The following is a 17,275-nucleotide window of genomic DNA, read 5'->3' on the forward strand; positions in this document are numbered from 1 at the left end:
TATGTTAAACCTAATTAATCAAAAAATAAAAGCGCTTGAAGTAGAACGCAGTCAGTATGATTATTCACAAGATGAAATTATTGTGGAGCGCAAAGAACGCGAACACCAACAAGCTTTAAACAAAATGCTTGAAAAGAAAGCACCTTATGATCGCATTACTGAAGAAATTAAACGTCTTGATTCGATTAAAGCGTATCTTGAACAACTTACAGAAGATAAAGGAGTGAAACCACATGAGTGAATTATTAAATGAATTATTAAATCTATTGCGTCCAACTTTAATCACAGCTGGAACAATTATTTTAAGTTTTTTAGGGATGAAAATGAAAAAATACTACAATGTTAAGATATCTTTAGAACAACAAAAACAAATTACGAATATTGTGAAAGCCGCGGTCATGTTTGTGGAGCAAGTTGCGGGAGAACATGTGTTGTCGGTTGATAAATTAAGCATGTCGAAACATCGTGCAAAAGTGAACCTCAATCAAGTCGGTATTGATATTACCGATGAGGAACTGACGATGTGGATTGAAGCCTTTGTGGGAGGTTTAAATCATAAAGACGCCTTGCAAATTAATGAAGGAGGTCATCATGATATCATTTAAAATACGAACCACAGGGAGTGATTTACATCGTCTTCCCGAATACAATTCATACGCAAATGGCACCATGAACCCTTACCATGACGAATTTGCACCGTTAAGTGTCCAAGGGACCATGAGTGGTTTAAAGAACGAATATGCGCTTGGAAATTGTACCTGGTATGCTTTTGGACGTATGCTTGAAGTTTTTACAATTCGGCCAGATTATCCATGGTGTCGATGGGATGCAAAGCGATGGGGTGACGGGGACGGTGCTGTCTCAAGTGATAAGCCTGAAGTAGGAGGTATTGTTGTCTTTGGTGTATCCGGTGATCCTGACGACTATGGCCATGTCGCTTTTATCGAAAAAATAGAAAATGGACGTGCATACTTATCGGAGTCCGCTTACAGTGAACGAACCAATGGATTCCTATTCAAATATGGACGTAGTATCCAGGATGTAGAGCATCAATGGGGTATGAAAGTCATTCGTTATCTTGCACCGCTTAAACCTGCAACATCTTATGAAGCGCCGGTCCCAAGCAAGAACACTAAAGGAAAATATATTAACCTATTACCGCTCAAAGATTATCCACGATATGGAACCTATGACATGGGTGTGGTGCCAATTGCACAAAATATCAGCCACTACATTGAGGTGATGGAACTTGAACCGAATACAGGGATTTCTTATGAGATTGTAGACTGGATAAATCCACAGGTAGCATGTATCGAAACACGTGATTTTGGAAAACAACAAATCTTTGTGGATTCAACACGTGCAACGGTTACGGATAAACCTGTTGGGCGTATCTATGGAAAGAAATCAAGCAAAGTCACAGATTACACAGGGCAAACCCTTGTCATTCATGACTACGCAGGATACGTACCGCTTTATAACGAAGACTTTACGTATCAATATCCTGATGGATTAAGTCCTCGTAATCGTGAGTTCAAAATCTTACGTCAAATCGCGGATGGTCATTACATCGTCAACATTCCTTATGCTGATCCGCAAATTGTAGGAATTAAGTGGCAATCAGGAATTGGATTCGAAAGATAGCATATGGATGATAAAGAACTTGAACTCTTAGATGCTATCCATAAAGTTGACAAGCGTGTAGTTAATCTAGAAAGTAAAATAGACGACTCTGTAAATGGACGTTTTAAAGACAATGAAAGACGTTTGACTAAGCTCGAAGATAATCAACGTTGGTTAGTATTGGCGTTTGTAGGGGCTATTGTAGGTGCTATTATGAAATTAGTATTAGAATAAATTCAAGCCACTCTCTTTATGAACTGCTCCCTGTCAAGTAGACAGGTGAAATAAATAAAATATCCAAGATGATTTATCACTTTATGATGAATCATCTTTTTTATGCTACAAGTGACTGCATTTGTTTTTCTCTAATGTTTGACCAGTAAGCTTCAATCTTCTTGTTAGTTGGAATCGCGTAGACTACAGGTGTCTCTGTTCCTAGCGCTTCAGTTCGAACCATCATTGGTGTTTTGTTTTTGAAGCGTTTCTGAAGTCTCTTGTTGTTATAAAAATCAATATACACTTCAATTGCTTTCTTCAATTCGCTTCTTGTACTGAATTCATTAGGGTAGTACATTTCTGATTTGATTGTTCCCCAAAATCCTTCCATAGGACCATTATCAATACAATGTCCCACTCTAGACATACTTTGCATCACTCCTTGATCTTCTAGCTGTTTCCTAAATGCCCTACTTGTGTATTGGAATCCGCGGTCACTGTGAAATAAAGGTTTTGCCTCTGGATATCTCGCGATAGCTTTATGATAAGTATCAAACACAAGTTGATTATTGTTCCGATCACTTATTTGATACGCCACAACACTTAAATCATAAAGATCAATAATCGCACTGAGATATAGTTTCTTACTTGAACCTTTAATCTTAAATTCTGTGACGTCTGTCAGCCATTTTTCATTCGGTTTTGCGGCAAAGAAATTTCGATTTAAAATATTTTCAGCTGTGATTTCAGGAGTGCTTCGTGAATATTTTTTAGACTTTTGACGAATCACTGATTTCACCCCTAGCATCTTCATGAGTCTATGAATCCTCTTCGAGTTATATTGAACGCTATTCAACTCATTGATCCAATCCGTCATGCGTCGATAGCCTAAGATATGTCCAAATAGTTCATCATAATCAAGAATGAGATTGCAAAGCTCATGATTTTCAATTTCATTGCTTGTTTCAACACGATGCGTCCATTTATAATAACTACTTCTTGCGATTTTAAGTACCTTACACATCCACTGAATACTCCAGCCATGTTTATGATGTAGTTCCTGCACTGCGAGATACTTTACTTCTTGTTTTGCTTTGGAGAATATCGCCCCCTTTCGATTTCCTTCACTTTTTTTAATAGAATGTTCTCGCGTTCTTTCAGTTCGAGTTGTCTTTCAAGTAGTTTTACTTTACGTTCTAAACGTTCTTCATTACTAAGTTGATCTTCTTGTTTTCGCTTGCCACGTTTATCAAGAAGACCATCATCTCCCAATTCGTTATACTTTTTCACCCACTGATAAACCTGAGCATAAGAAAGTTCATAGCGCTCAGCAGTCCCCTTATAATCGTAGTCATGTTCAATACAATATGCGACAATTTCCTGACGCTCCTCAATTGTTGTTTTTCTACCTTTTGTCATATAGACTTCTCCTTTAGGATCGTAATCCTTTATAGTTTCAAGTCTATTATACTTTTTTATCCATCCGCGCAAAACCTCATGGGAACTTATACCATATTTAATACTAATATCTTTAAGAGAACCTGCGCCTTCAAGATAATCCCTAATTGCGGATTCCTTGAGCTCTTTCGAATAACTTTTGTTTCGATCTTTATCTGAAAAAACTTCAATACCATAAGTTTGATACTTTTTCACCCAACTACGTAATGTACTAGAATCAATAGATAATTCTTCAGCTATTTCTGGTGCACCTTTTATGCCATTCAAATATTCATTAATTGCTTGTTCTTTTATTTCGGCTGGATATTTATTCTTTCTCCCCATAGAAAAAGCTCCTCCTTTTTTGTAGTGCCCGATTTTATTTATTTCGGGTGTCTACTTTAAGGGGAGCTTATCATTATTGAAAGTGGCTTTTTATTTTGTTATAGTATTATCATATTATAACAAAAAGGGGGCACTGCTATGGCAAAAAAGTATTACGCAGTTGGGGTTGGTAGAGAAACAGGGGTTTTTGAAACATGGCATGAATGTCAAGAGATGACTAATAAGTATAAGGGATCTAAGTTCAGAGTTTTTGAATCTGAAGAGGAAGCACAAGGTTACGTTAATTCCTTTGCTAATATTGATGGTGAGTCTACCGAACCTTTAGATTATGATTTGCTTGTGTCTAAATGCTTAGAGAACGGAAGTGTAGTAGCGTTTACGGATGGCTCCTACAGTGGTAAGACAGAAGAGGCTGGGTATGGAATCTATATATTGACAAATGAATATGACCCAATTGAAATATCGGATAAAGTTTATACTGAAAAATTTCAATCGACCAATAATATCGGTCCTGAAATTTTTGCGGTCCTAAATGCGTTGCAATGGGCTGCTTCGAATGAGTACAAAAAAATTACGATTTTTCATGATTTGCAATTAATAGGTCAATGGGCAGATGGATCATATAAGGCAAAAAGTGAAATTGGTATATTATTTTTACGTGAATTAAATGAGAAATACAAAACATTGTTGGATGTCGATTTTGTTTGGGTTCGAGGACATTCAGGAAATAAGTATAATGAAAAGGCAGATCGTTTAGCTGCCGATGCAGTGAAGAATCGTAAACCGGTCGGAAAATATGGGCCAAACTCTTTTTATGGAACTGGTGTTTCAAAAAAGTCAGTTATGGAAATAATCGAAACTTTTAAAGAGAAAAAAGATATTAAATTTGATGAATCTGCCGTTCCGGGAGGACATAAGTACCAGTTTTTAAAAAATAAAGAGAAGTTAACCGTCACTTTTTTTGATAGAAAAGAAGCTATTTGGTTACAAGGGAAAGTTAACAGCCTCTTTTCAGAATTTCTTTCTTATTACACTGAAAATATTTCTATGTTTGAAATGGTGAAAGCATATAGTGATGCATATAAGGTAAGTATAAAAGCTAAAGAAGTGAATGAATTTATAACTTCACTTAATTTGCCGTCTAATTATCCGAAAGCAGCTATTACGCTATTGCAACAAAGTTTTTTAATGAGAAATTTAAATAGAGACGAATATGATTATTCTCACTATACAAGTCCCGCTTATAGAGCATTAGAAGGTCATTTAAAGTATCTGTGTAACGAAGCAGGATTTGCTGTTAATAGATCTAATATGGGAGGTCAGTTTAATAACAACCCAAATGGTGATGGGACGAAAGTATTATCAAACCGGATTCTTAAGTCTCATCATTTGTCAGGAACTATTGAAAATGTTTATAATTTAGTCTATTCGAAAAGACATCCTGTTTCTCATTTTGGAGACATTTTAGTAGAAGGGTTTGAAGATACACTCCTTATTCCAGACTTAGCCGAAGCGCATGCACGCATTGATGAAGTATTTAAATTAATAGTTTTCTCTTAATATGTTATAATTTAGAAAAGGAGGTGACGTTATGAAGGGGTTTACTATAGAAACAGTAAAAAAAGATAGTGGCGTAAATAATTACTTTATAGCGCCACACCCATTTCATAAGGATTTTTTCACTGTGGTAAATAAATTTAATAAAATAAACAATGAGATAGAATCAGGATATGTTTTTTTTGATTTGATGACATTAATAGGGAATCGAGAAAATCGTTTTATATCAGCTGTTGTCAATGATTATAAATTAGATGTAAGCTCGATAAAAAGTGTTGGTTATTATGGAGAATTAGAGGAATTCACTAAGAATAGTTATGCTAAGTTGGCTAAAAATACAATTAAATTAGTTTATCCAATAGATTTCAGAGAAGAAATACTTAAAATAAAAGAAAAACAGGAGAATTATGAAAACTACCATTTGAGTAGATGACCGATTTGAATTTCATATTCTTAAATTTCCTAAACTAATTAAAAAATGTATTTGGGAAAACCTCACTTTGATGCTAGAAAACAACGAAGGATACTAGTACCTGTCAAGCTTCGTTATAAAAAAAAATAGATTTATAATCGTTAGGACTTATGTATCCTAGGTCTTTTTGAATACGTTCGGTGTTATACCACTGAACGTATTTTTTTATTTTCTTTATTGTATTATGTTTTGTAGTTATTCCTCCAATTCGAATACATTCTTCCTTTAATTGCGAAAACCAATTTTCTATTGGGCTATTTTGTCAGCAGTGTCCAGGCTTAGACATGCTACGCTTGTAGCCTTTTTTATCCAGTTGTTCGATGTAATATCCTGAATAGTATAATGAACCCCTATCTGAGTTAAACATTGCTTCATTTGAATTTGATGATGAGAGTGAGGCTATTGTTTCTATCAGTAAATTAATATCGTTTTTGTAGATGTTGAATATGATACAATTTCATTGTTAAAGAGATCTTTGACTGCAGATAGATATAACATTCCATCTGTACATCGAATGTAACTTTCATCAGTTGAAATCTTTTCTAGGGGTTTCGTTGATTTAAAGTTTTCATTCATGATATAAGGAGCTATTTATTCCATATTCAATCGGGGAAACATATCCTAGGGTTGAATGCAATCGCTTATTATTGAACCACCAAACATATGCCGATAATTTCACTTCCAACTGATTCAATGATTCAAAAGTATTTGGATATACAAATTCTGCTTAATTGATTTGAATGTTGCTTCAGCTACTGCATTATCATACGGTGTTCCTTTTTGACTCAGTGATCGCTGTATTTGAAAAATATCAAGAATTTCATCGATTAGTTTATTTTTGAACTCATTTCCTCTATCTGTATGGATGTAGCGTAGGTTGGATAAATCAGTATTTATTTTTGAAAATGCCTTTTGTACTAAAGCGGCAGTCTTGTTGATACCACATCTATATTCAATAATCTCCCTGTTATGAAGATCTAAGATTGTTCAAATGTAATTCCATTTGCCTGCTATTGTAACATAAGTCAGATCACTAACAATACCATATGCCTTTTGGTTATCGTTGAAGATTCGTACAACGCGATCTGTTTTGGCATCAACACTCTATGTTTTATCTTTGTGTTTATAATAACCCGAAGTGCTAATTTTCAAGATTTTGCACATCGACTTCACAGGATACTTGTATGCATTGGCTCTAATTACAGCTACTTTCGTCACATAATCAATGTCCTACTATGCCCCGAAACTCGTAGAGTACAGGACGCAGCGCCGCTTACTTTAAAACATCATTTTCCATTTCTGCTTGTCTAAGACTTTTCTTAAGTTCAATTATTTTTTTGTTCAACTGTGAGATTATCATTCTCTTTGAAAGATCCTGAGTTGGCGTCTTGCGTAATCCATTTATGGAATGTCGAAGCAGTTAAACCATATTCTTGAATTATCTCGGATAACGCTTTTCCATTATGATAAAGCTGTACCATTTGTCTTTTGAAATCTTGTGTATATTCTCTACGTTTTCTTCGTGTCATTTGGACGACCTCACTTTTCTTTAGTTTACCACGAACTCCTTATCTTTTGTGTCCACTAAAGTGTAACCCATCTAGTAGCTTAGTTTAAACCACCAAGAAATAATGTCAATCCTGATCTAATAATGAAAACAGTCAATCGAGAAATCATTGATAGATGCGAAAAAGAAGTAATTGTCTACTCTCATAATAAATAATTAAAAGAAGAAGTCGAGCTTGTTAATACTCTTAGCAAAACTTATTGAAGTGTCAGAGGAATTACTAGATTGTATTTGGAGTATGAATGATGTGTTTCATACAAACGAATTAAAAGGTTACCAAAAATATACGAGAAATATGAATTAGAGTGATAATAACATGTTCATAAATGACAAGATTCAAAAAAATATACTCTATTAAGTGGATTATTATTAATTTATGCATAATTAATTTCTATGTATGATTTCTTTAATTAAAACCGTCCTCGGGCACCATATGCATAAACACAGACTCTTGATTTTATCTAAATCAAGAGTTTTTTTGTGCTTGTGGAGGTGATGAAATGGAGAGAAAGCCACTCAGATTGATACTTTCTGAGTTTGTGGCTGATGAAGTTCAAAAAACTGGTTTGAGTGTTAGAGGGTTTGCCAAAAAAGCTGGTGTTTCACATTCGACAATTCAGAAACTAAAATATCCAAATTCTGGTGGTGTACGACTCGATATTGTTGATGAGCTCTTAATCAACCTTGGTGTTACATTTAAAGAAATCATCGATAAATATGGTGAGTATAAGTAAACGCAAAAAAAAGAGCCTTAATGGCTCCGAGCTGCGTTACAACCTTATTAGATATGCGTAGTATCTAATAAGTGATTCACCACAATATGCAATTTATAATTACATAAATTGTGCTTTTAAGCGTGTCGAAATTAATTGACCGCCCATAAAAATATTATAAGGTAAACTCAACTCAAAATCAACGCGAATAATGCAACATCCAGCAATCAAATACACTATTTTTCATTTTTCTTTAATTTAATGATTAAAGTTGAGACATAGATCTATATTGATGCAGGAATCTATAGGTTCTTGAATACATTTCATGTGTAAGTGCATGCATCAAAGAATTAAGAAAGAAGGGGTAATTATGACGCAAAGAAGACGATTTCATGTAAGTGATGTGATTAATAGTACATTTTTTCAAGTTCCTAAATTTCTGTTCACAGATGAGTTTAAAGATTTAAATAGTGATGCGCGGTTACTTTATGCCATGCTAAAAGATAGACATGAGTTATCACTAAGAAATAGATGGCTAACTGATAATGGAGAAGTATATCTTATTTATACGCGTGAAGAAATGATGCGGATGTTACAAGTCAGCAAACCGACAGTAATCAAAGCCATGGAAGCTTTAAAAAATCATGGTTTATTAGAAGAAGTAAGACAGGGTTTGAGAAAACCCAATCTGATTTTTATGTACATGATTGAAGATGAATACTATCAATTTCATAATGAAATTCCAAATCATAAAAACGAGGTAAATGAAGAGGTTTTTGAAGAAAAAAGTGATGAAAAGCCTCTAAATAGTGGGGAAATCCCTGAAGTAAAAAATCTTTACTTCAAGAAGTCAAAAAACTTTACCTCTGGAAGTAAAAATTCTTTACCTCAAGAAGTAAAGAATCTTTACCCTATCTATACTGATAGTAATAAGACTGATATTAGTAATACTGATAATCTATCTATCAATCAAGAGCATAAGAGAAATGATGGATTGATTGATGAATATAATGACTATGAACAACAAGTTAAAGAAAACATTCAGTACTATGATCTATTACAAGTGTATCCATATAAACACGATGAAATAACAGAATTGTTGAAGATCATTTTAAGCATATTGATGAGTGATGAGAACAGTTGTACTCGGATTAACGGTCAATATGTTCCAATTCATTTGGTAAAAGAACGAATGCTGGAGTTACGGTATGAACACATCCAGTATGTCTTTGAGTGTCTTGATTGCATTAACCATAAAATCAAAAACATTCGTTCTTATTTGATTACGACGTTATACAATGCAAGCGAAACGTTAGGTAATTATTATGAAGCGAGAGTAAGAGAAAGCTTTGCATCATAATTCATTAATCTGCATTGAAGAAAGGAGTATAAAATGATGAAGGTAACCTCAGTTTACACATTCAAAGGTGGTGTTGGGAAAACAATTACGACAATCATTATGGCCATCGCATTTGCACTTCGAGGTCAAAAAGTTTTGGTAATCGATATTGATCCCCAATGTAATTTAACTAATTTCTTTGTTCCAAACTATGAAGGTTTAACGCTTTGTGATTGTATTTTTGAAGCGCATAAAGTAAATACAGTAATTCAAGCTACACGATTTAAAAATATTAGTATTATTCCAGCTTCTATGAATTTAGTATTGAGTAATGATGCTCTTATAGTTGCGAAAGGTTTAACACATTTAAAATTTAGAAAAATGATAGAATCTTTAGATGAAGGATTTGAACGATGTCTGATTGATTGCCCACCGTACTACACAGAATTAGTTGTAAACGCCCTTTTTGTCAGCAATGAAGTGATTATTCCATTTCAAGGGGATAAGAACTCACAAGATGCATTTCATTTAGTCACAAAGACTTTAGATGATTTTAATGGCGAATATTCAAGAAGAATATCATACCGAGGATTGTTTACAGGTAAAAAACGCAATAATAACGACACCAAAATCTACGATGAATATTTAGAGCGTGATTTAATTTATGATAATGCGATTCGTTTCCAAGGAAAGCCAGCAGATGAAATGTACAGTACAGGAAAGTCAATATTCGAAAAAGAGACAGGGATTTCAAAAGACTATCGTGAGTTTATAGAAGAGTATTTACTTCGAGAGAGTGGAAAGGAGTATGAATTAAGTCGTGAGTTTGTTTGATATTAAAAATGGTACAGATATGAGTAATGCGACGTATGCAGCAGTAGCCAAACCTAAGTTAATTCTTATTGATGATTTACTCGATCATGTTGATAATCGTGAATATCAGAAGGAACGTATTGACGCACTTGTGTATAATATTAAACAGGATGGGTTGCTTCAACCGATTGTGATTACTCCAAGTAATGAATTAGAAGGAAAATACACAATTTTGGCGGGGCACCATCGTGTACAAGCATATAAACGATTGCGTGAGATTGATGATCAGGATATGTATGAAGCAATTTTGAGTATTGTTTTACCATCAATGGATGAAACGGACAAACTTAAATATGTGCTTACAACAAATGTAAATCCTGAATTAAGTTTTAAGGAAAAGGAAGCACTTCTTAAAACTGCTGATCACCTTTACCAAAAACTCATTGCAATTGGCAAGAAACCTATGGGCCGAAAACGTGATTGGCTCGTGAATGTGACTGGACTTTCTCAATATTTTGTTAGAAAATTTGAAGGGGACCCAGAAAAAAAGAAAGAAAGTCCTACGCTTGATGATCAAGCTAAAAAGTTGATAAAACAATTTGAAAAACAATATGCATTTCTTGCAGACTACTATGCAGAATTGGATTTTGAAACACAGCAAAAAATCGCTTCATGGATTTTAGATTTAGAAAGTATAACACGTTAGCTTTTTGATGAAGGTAACATGAAAGTGTAGGAATCCAAGAGTAAACAGAGGGATTCTGATTTAAAAAAGCAAAGGAAATTGAACTTAAAAAGAAAGGGACAGTCCCAGAATAATAACCGTAAGGTATCGATGAATGATACGAAACGTGATAGGGCATTAACGGATGATACGTTCTCATCCCGCGTTACGAACAAAGGAGGTTTTAAGATGCTTCAAATTAAGGCAGATAAAGATATCACTTTAGATTCTTGTTATTTAATGGTTGATAATAACGAAAACAGCATGATGCTTCCATTAAAGCAAATTGATCATATAAAACTAGAGAAAAATATTCAAAAAAGTATTAAACATAAAAATAATTATGATATCATTGTTTTATACAATAAAGACCATGTAATGTTACATCGTCTCCGATTCGAAAGTCGCGAATTAAGTTATAGACTTTATAACATAATCATGGCAGTCATCAAGGAAAGGAGCGTGATGGACCTATAAGTTTGATAGCTTTAGGATGCTTCTTAGATAATAAATAGGAGCGTGAAATTATGTATTTAAGACAATTAGAGTTATGTAAAAAGTATCTCTATGATCAAGATATCTCTTTCGATAATATTCAGAAAGAAAATCTTGAGTATCTTCTTTATAGCATGAATATGAGTGAAGGGATTATAGCAGATGCTTTAAAGGTTGAACAAAAAGAAATTGTGAAACTCTGTATTCAATGGAATGTTTATAGATAGGAGGATACACGTGAAAAAACATATGGAGTGGCTCAAAACATTTAAGGGAAAGGAAATTCTTGGAATCTGTCTTGCTATATTGCTTGCGGTATTTGTAATTAATCTTTCTTATAAAAACAAAAAAGATGAACCTATTCTCATTTTTAAGGAGAATATTGTTGTTGAATATGGTCAAAAATCATTTATAGAAGATGATGAAACTGAAGAGAAAAGTGACACATCATCAAAACGAGAAACATTACCTGTGCTCATGCCTGAAGAACTCATTCAAAAAGATGTTTCTAAGTATGATGAACTATCCTTTAATAAAATTGCAGTTGGTGGAGAACCAGTCACTTTAGAATTCCGTTTTATTGATACTTCCACAATTGGATCGCATGAAGGAATTATCTATGCACGTCATGGTAAAAACGTCAAAGAGTTTAACTTTACTTACGAAGTTTTAGATACACGATATCCAGTTATTGAGGGTGAGAATCAAGTCAAATTGAAACATGATGAGGCGTTTGATCTCAACCTATATAATGCATACGATATTATTGATGGAGATTTAGAAATAACTGTAGATGGGATGAAAGATGAAGCTGGAACCTTTGATATCACTTTAAAAGCTACAGATAAAAATAAAAACACCACTAAAAAAACGGTTACCATTACACGAGAAGAAGCACCATCAGTAGCTACAACATCAAGTGATAAGTCCAATCATGAAGTTGTTTCAAATGAATCCGATGATACCAATAATTCACATTACGCTTTCTCAGAAAATTCATATACAGAAGCAAATTATTCAAGTCAAACAAATGAGAATTATGAAGTTTCTAATACTCAAAAAGGTCCATCACAAATTGAATCAAACAATGCTGAGAAAACGCAATACTTAGAAGTTGTGGAAATGGTAGATACCATGCCACGCCCCAATCCTCTCGATGAAACCCCTCCAGGAATGATTTTTTATAAAGATTATGGATCCTTTGATGCATGTAGTGCAGATATATATAATCAATTAGATGTACATACTTGGGAATGGGATAGCAATATTTGTGATCCTTGGGGATTTATGTATTATAGTACAAGATAATTAAACCGGGGGAGGATAGTCCTCTTTTTTTATTAATGAAAGGAGTTGAGATGAAGAAAATAAACATATATAAAGCAAGAAGTCCTTAAGTCAAGCGAGCTAAAAAGCTCGCTTTTGTTTTGCATGAACGTTAAAAAGGAGGTAAGAACATGCAGAAAACAATTAAAAAATTTGGTATTTCATTGTTGACATTTCTTTTGGTTATTACAGGCTTTGTTACCAATGTAAGTGCTGATAACGGTGAGGTATATCATAATGATGACATGTCAGTTGTAGTGATGGTAAGTCGAACGATTAAGGATGACACAGTTACCCTTGATTTCGATACCAAAACTACAGAAGACATCACAATTAAGGAATTTAAAATAGCTGATGATTCACTTCAAAAACAGGATCATCGTTACGCTTATGTAGTAGGTGAGAATGGGAATTACAAGTTTACCGTCGAATACACACGGAATCTTTTACTTGAAAAAGAAAACGAAGAAAATAAAATCATCGAGCGACAAGAAAAATTCGAGTTCTCACTTGATGTCGATGAACTTGAAGAAAAAAATGAAACAAATATTGAAGCATCTCAGGATGTGGAGCTTGAGCTTGATGAAGATTCTCATAGTGAATTAAAGGAAGAACAAAAACAGGAGCACTTAAAAACGGAAGAACACGAAAGCGTTCATGATAAAACGGCTCCAACATCAAGTAATTCGCAAAAAATTATTCAAGATATTAGTGTTACTGTTTTGGAAAATGGCACACGTACATTGAGTGCGCTTCCTAATATGAATGATTTAGATAAGTTTATTAATGAAGACGAATACATTTGTATTAACAACGAAACAGGTGTTATTTCGATTGAACGACTAGTTAAGCCGCAACCAGCCATTAGACGCTTTAGACGAAGTATAGGGAATGTTGTGACAACAGGGCAAAAAGTCATTCCTGCGGGTGAAACCATCACCGTCACATGGCGCGCAGACCGTAGTTTTTACTGGCAATTATGGGGTGGGATTTCAGAACTTTTTGTAAATGGAAATCGTGCTTACTGTCTTGAACCATCCATCTTTGATCAAGTCGCAACCAACAATGCATCTTTCACAACCTTAGATAGCGTTAACGGTGTGCGCGTGCATCCAGATGGTCGTCTTGCATTTACCCCATCATCTAAACAACGCATTAACCTTGAGCTTATTGCGAATTATGGATACAAGTATCCAGGACATCAAACCATGCGTTATGAATGGGCAACCAAAAAACTTATCTGGAATGAAATGGGATGGGATGTGACCGGTGGTCCTAATGTTGATACTGAAATGGCAGAAATTCGTTCATTAATAGCACAACATAACGATAAACCATCGTGGCATGGCCAATCACGCAAGGTGAAGAAAGGTCAAGTAATTGATTTATCTGAAGCAGGATTAAATAAGTATAGTGTTAATGACAAACTAACACATGGATTAGAAATCATAAAAGATAGCGGCAACACTTTAAAAGTTCGAGTAGTTGAAAAAGATGCGAGATTAGTGATTAGAAAGAAAGGTGGATCAGAGCAAGGTACATCATATGTTTATTCGGACGGTCATTCTCAAAAAGTAGCTCACTTTAGATTTCAAGATCCAACGGATGCAAATATAAAATTTGAAATTAAAACAGAAAATATTAGCTTTAAGAAAACCGATACGAATGGAAGCCCTGTTGCAGGCGTTGTGATTGAAACATCGTATCAATCTGATATGAGTGGGCAAACATGGAAGCGTACAACGGACAAGAACGGACAATTTGTCAGTCGTGACTGGGAAACAGATCGAATGATGTATTATCGTGAAGTATCAGCACCAGCACCTTATGTGGTTGATCCAACAATTAAGTCTCATCGGGTGGTGGAAGGCGAGAATAAAAACATTATTTCGATGGTGAATAAATTCCAACGTTCTAACATCACGCTTACTAAAATTGAAAATGACTGGGATCAAAATTTTCCAGAAAATAAAGGTAAGAAATTAAGTGGGGCAAGCATTGAACTTTATGCAAAGGAAGATATTTATGAAGGAAGTCATCGTGTTTATCAAGCAGGAGACCTCTTGGGGACAAAAGTAACTGATTCAACAGGAAAAGTTGTCTTTAAAAATGTACCAATCGGTCAATATTACGCTAAAGAAACTAAAGCGCCAGAAGGTTATGTTCTCTTCCAAGGACAATGGGATATTTCGATTAAATATGATGGCGGTAAGCCAACAGTCAAAGTTACCGAAACCGGTAAGACAGTTACCAACCAAGTTATTTACGGTCAAGCTAAACTCATTAAGACCGATGGAAATCGTAAGCTTTTAGGGGGCGTTGTGTTTGGCGTCTATCGACTTGATGGAACCCTTGTTGAAGAGAAAACGAGTGATGCCAATGGTGAGATTCTTACATCAAATCTTCGTTATGGTGATTACTACTTTAAAGAACACCAATCCTTAAGTAATTATTGGCCAGATGAAACTCCAGTTTACTTCTCTATTCAACAACATAAAGAGGTGAAACATGTAACAATGGCTAACAAACAAGTCCTTGTACATCTTGAATGGAGTAAAACAAATGAAGATGGAATGCCTCTTGAAGGGGTTGGATTTAAAGTAAAAAATACAAAGACCAATGAATTTGTAACACTATCTTATGCAGATGGTAAGAAGGTGGTTGAAGAGGATATCTGGTTTACCGATGCACAAGGGGATGTATTTATTAAAGGTTTAATCGAAGCTGGTGAATATGAGCTTGTGGAAGTGGAACCTCTTGATGGATACCAAGTAATACAGCCGCTTAAATTTACGGTTGATAACAAGCAAAATTACATTGATCTCGGGGCGCTTATTGGACTGTCTCTCAATGTTGGAGACGTTGTGAATGAGTGGAATAGAGGAAATCTTAAAATTACTAAATGTGATATTGATACTAAAGAAGCTTTATCAAACTTTGGTTTCAAGCTCTACGATATGAAAAATAATTTGATTGGCTACTATGAGACAGGTGCTGATGGTACTGTAAGCATCGATAACTTAAAATACGGCACTTATGTTGTAGAGGAAGTAAAAGTTGGTGGCGACTACGGAATTGACCCTCAAAAAGCACGTCAAGAAGTATTCATTGAAGAACATGGGAAAACATATGAGGTAACCTTTGAAAATAAACATGCAGATATTAAAACGAATGCTTCGTTTGTAGCGTGTGATAAGGAAAATCCGGATATTGTGACCCTTGTGGACGTCGTTAAATACACTGATTTACAAGTTGGTAAAGAGTATGTACTTGATGGAACACTCATGTATAAAGATATTCAAAAACCCGTGAAGATTGATTATGAAATTGTTAAAGGGCAAACAGTATTCACACCTACATCAAAAGATGGAAGCATTGAAGTTAAATTTACATTAGATGCAAGCAAGTTAGAAGCTAAAACACTGGTTGTGTTTGAAGATTTATCACGCGAGAAACAATCAGTCGTTGTTCATCATGACATTAACGATATTGATCAAACAGTAACAATTCCAGAAATTGGTACAAGTTTAACGTATACAAATCGTGATAAAGAAACACCGAATATCGTCACATTGACGGATAAAGTACGTTATAACGATTTAGTCCTTGGCAAAGAATATACTGTTAAAGGTCAACTTCAAGATGGGCTTACGGGCTTACCTTTACTCATTGATGGAAAAACAGTCGATGGTGAAACGACATTTATCGCAAACCAAAAAGATGGCTTCGTGGATGTTACATTCACATTCGATCAAAATAAACTCGAGACAGAAAAAATCGTTGCGTTTGAAAATCTCTATGAGAAAGAGCGACTTATCGCAGTTCATGCGGATCTTGAAGATAAAGACCAAACAATTGAGATTATTACATATCGCATTTTAAAGAAAGATATTGATACCAAGGAAGTACTTAAAGAAGCTGAATTCACGCGCTATGACTTAGATGGAAACATCATTGAGGTATTAAATACAGATGAAAAAGGTGTTGTTGAATTTAAGTTATTCAAAGGTGAAGTCAATACAGCTAAGGAAACAGGAGCACCTCTTGGTTACAAGTTAAGTGATGAAGTTGTAACGATGGATACAAATGTGAGTGAAGATGGAAGCTTATTTGTTATCGAATACTATAACGAACTATTACCTGATGATGCTTTACCAGCAACTGGAGTTTCAAACTCATTTACGATTGTCGCCACGATACTCGTAATGTTAGGAGGAATTTTTATCGCATTAAACAAATTATTTAATAAACGAAAAGTAAACGTGGTAGGTTCTACCACAATAAAGAATAAACCAACCAATTGGTTTAAAAATATACTAAACGGATTCGCTGTATTAGCGACTTCTGCTATCGTTTTAGGAATCAGTACTGTGAGTGTAAGAGCGGATGTGATTGATGATTTAAACAGTCTTTGGAATAACTCAAAAAGAAATATTGGTCGACTTTTAACTTTAATTGGTACTGTCATTACTTCGATTGCGACAGTGGTTTTATTTATTGCATTTGTTATCCTTTTATTTAATTTTGTGATGTCAAGACGCCGCGGTGAGGATACAAGTGAAAAGATGATGCCGCTTTTTGGAGTACTTATTGGTTTCGCAATCGTCATTGCGTTATCTGCCTTCGGTTGGGCTTCATTAATTTAATT

17 protein-coding genes and 1 pseudogene are annotated in these 17,275 nt (G+C 34.6%); 14 read left to right on the top strand and 4 right to left on the bottom strand.

The genetic code is table 11. The features are described 5' to 3' along the window. Position 1: 1 nt before the first annotated feature. The 4 genes from NMG63_RS03520 to NMG63_RS03535 are packed head-to-tail and all read left to right on the top strand — an operon-like array spanning position 2 to position 1,857. A complete protein-coding gene (locus tag NMG63_RS03520; RefSeq protein WP_254006345.1) occupies positions 2-241 on the top strand; it encodes a hypothetical protein in 240 nt (79 codons plus the stop codon). Continuing rightward, the gene (locus tag NMG63_RS03525; RefSeq protein ID WP_254006346.1) at positions 234-605 is read left to right on the top strand and encodes a phage holin family protein; all 372 of its coding nucleotides are present in this window, start codon (positions 234-236) and stop codon (positions 603-605) included. Before NMG63_RS03520 ends, NMG63_RS03525 begins: the two co-directional genes overlap by 8 nt. Then, complete coding sequence (locus NMG63_RS03530; RefSeq protein WP_254006347.1) at positions 592-1,644, top strand: CHAP domain-containing protein; 1,053 nt, start codon at positions 592-594, stop codon at positions 1,642-1,644. Before NMG63_RS03525 ends, NMG63_RS03530 begins: the two co-directional genes overlap by 14 nt. A 3-nt stretch (positions 1,645-1,647) precedes the next feature. Continuing rightward, on the top strand, positions 1,648-1,857 hold the full coding sequence (locus NMG63_RS03535; protein WP_254006348.1) for a hemolysin XhlA family protein: 210 nt from the start codon (positions 1,648-1,650) through the stop codon (positions 1,855-1,857). Between the two features lie 100 nt (positions 1,858-1,957). Here NMG63_RS03535 and NMG63_RS03540 read toward each other — a convergent pair whose 3' ends face one another. Both NMG63_RS03540 and NMG63_RS03545 read right to left on the bottom strand, forming a co-directional pair. Then, complete coding sequence (locus tag NMG63_RS03540; RefSeq protein ID WP_367399273.1) at positions 1,958-2,977, bottom strand: IS3 family transposase; 1,020 nt, start codon at positions 2,975-2,977, stop codon at positions 1,958-1,960. Then, positions 2,917-3,621 (bottom strand): helix-turn-helix domain-containing protein, encoded by a 705-nt coding sequence (locus NMG63_RS03545; RefSeq protein ID WP_254006375.1) that lies wholly within the window; start codon positions 3,619-3,621, stop codon positions 2,917-2,919. The genes NMG63_RS03540 and NMG63_RS03545 overlap by 61 nt, the downstream gene beginning before the upstream one ends. A 138-nt stretch (positions 3,622-3,759) precedes the next feature. Between NMG63_RS03545 and NMG63_RS03550 the strand changes: the two genes are divergently transcribed. Both NMG63_RS03550 and NMG63_RS03555 read left to right on the top strand, forming a co-directional pair. Then, positions 3,760-5,181, top strand: coding sequence for a ribonuclease H1 domain-containing protein (locus NMG63_RS03550; protein WP_254006350.1), 1,422 nt, complete (start codon positions 3,760-3,762; stop codon positions 5,179-5,181). A gap of 31 nt (positions 5,182-5,212) precedes the next feature. After that, positions 5,213-5,611, top strand: a complete 399-nt coding sequence (locus tag NMG63_RS03555) for a type II toxin-antitoxin system RnlB family antitoxin (RefSeq protein WP_254006351.1) — start codon at positions 5,213-5,215, stop codon at positions 5,609-5,611. Positions 5,612-5,714: 103 nt separating this feature from the next. On the opposite strand, the gene NMG63_RS09200 is transcribed toward NMG63_RS03555, so the two are convergent. Next, entirely contained in the window at positions 5,715-5,900 is a 186-nt protein-coding gene (locus tag NMG63_RS09200) for an IS3 family transposase (RefSeq protein WP_367399274.1), read from the bottom strand. A 318-nt stretch (positions 5,901-6,218) separates the two neighbouring features. Then, a pseudogene (locus tag NMG63_RS03560) lies at positions 6,219-7,179 on the bottom strand (IS3 family transposase). Between the two features lie 538 nt (positions 7,180-7,717). Between NMG63_RS03560 and NMG63_RS03565 the strand changes: the two are divergent. The 8 genes from NMG63_RS03565 to NMG63_RS03600 all read left to right on the top strand — a co-directional run bounded on the left by NMG63_RS03565 (position 7,718) and on the right by NMG63_RS03600 (position 17,273). Continuing rightward, on the top strand, positions 7,718-7,951 hold the full coding sequence (locus NMG63_RS03565; RefSeq protein ID WP_238000185.1) for a helix-turn-helix domain-containing protein: 234 nt from the start codon (positions 7,718-7,720) through the stop codon (positions 7,949-7,951). A gap of 349 nt (positions 7,952-8,300) precedes the next feature. After that, positions 8,301-9,290 (top strand): replication initiator protein A, encoded by a 990-nt coding sequence (locus NMG63_RS03570; protein ID WP_254006352.1) that lies wholly within the window; start codon positions 8,301-8,303, stop codon positions 9,288-9,290. Between the two features lie 33 nt (positions 9,291-9,323). Next, positions 9,324-10,103 (top strand): ParA family protein, encoded by a 780-nt coding sequence (locus tag NMG63_RS03575; protein WP_254006353.1) that lies wholly within the window; start codon positions 9,324-9,326, stop codon positions 10,101-10,103. Beyond that, entirely contained in the window at positions 10,090-10,788 is a 699-nt protein-coding gene (locus NMG63_RS03580) for a ParB N-terminal domain-containing protein (RefSeq protein WP_254006354.1), read from the top strand. Before NMG63_RS03575 ends, NMG63_RS03580 begins: the two co-directional genes overlap by 14 nt. A gap of 207 nt (positions 10,789-10,995) precedes the next feature. After that, positions 10,996-11,283 (top strand): hypothetical protein, encoded by a 288-nt coding sequence (locus NMG63_RS03585; protein WP_254006355.1) that lies wholly within the window; start codon positions 10,996-10,998, stop codon positions 11,281-11,283. Positions 11,284-11,333: 50 nt separating this feature from the next. Then, complete coding sequence (locus NMG63_RS03590) at positions 11,334-11,528, top strand: hypothetical protein (RefSeq protein ID WP_254006356.1); 195 nt, start codon at positions 11,334-11,336, stop codon at positions 11,526-11,528. Positions 11,529-11,538: 10 nt separating this feature from the next. Beyond that, positions 11,539-12,609: a DUF5011/hyalin repeat domain-containing protein gene (locus tag NMG63_RS03595; protein WP_254006357.1), complete on the top strand. Its 1,071-nt coding sequence runs from the start codon at positions 11,539-11,541 to the stop codon at positions 12,607-12,609. A 149-nt stretch (positions 12,610-12,758) separates the two neighbouring features. After that, a complete protein-coding gene (locus tag NMG63_RS03600; RefSeq protein WP_254006358.1) occupies positions 12,759-17,273 on the top strand; it encodes a SpaA isopeptide-forming pilin-related protein in 4,515 nt (1,504 codons plus the stop codon). Positions 17,274-17,275 lie beyond the last annotated feature (2 nt).

The sequence above is a fragment of the Erysipelothrix amsterdamensis genome, assembly GCF_940143175.1.
GTDB lineage: Bacteria > Bacillota_I > Bacilli_A > Erysipelotrichales > Erysipelotrichaceae > Erysipelothrix > Erysipelothrix amsterdamensis.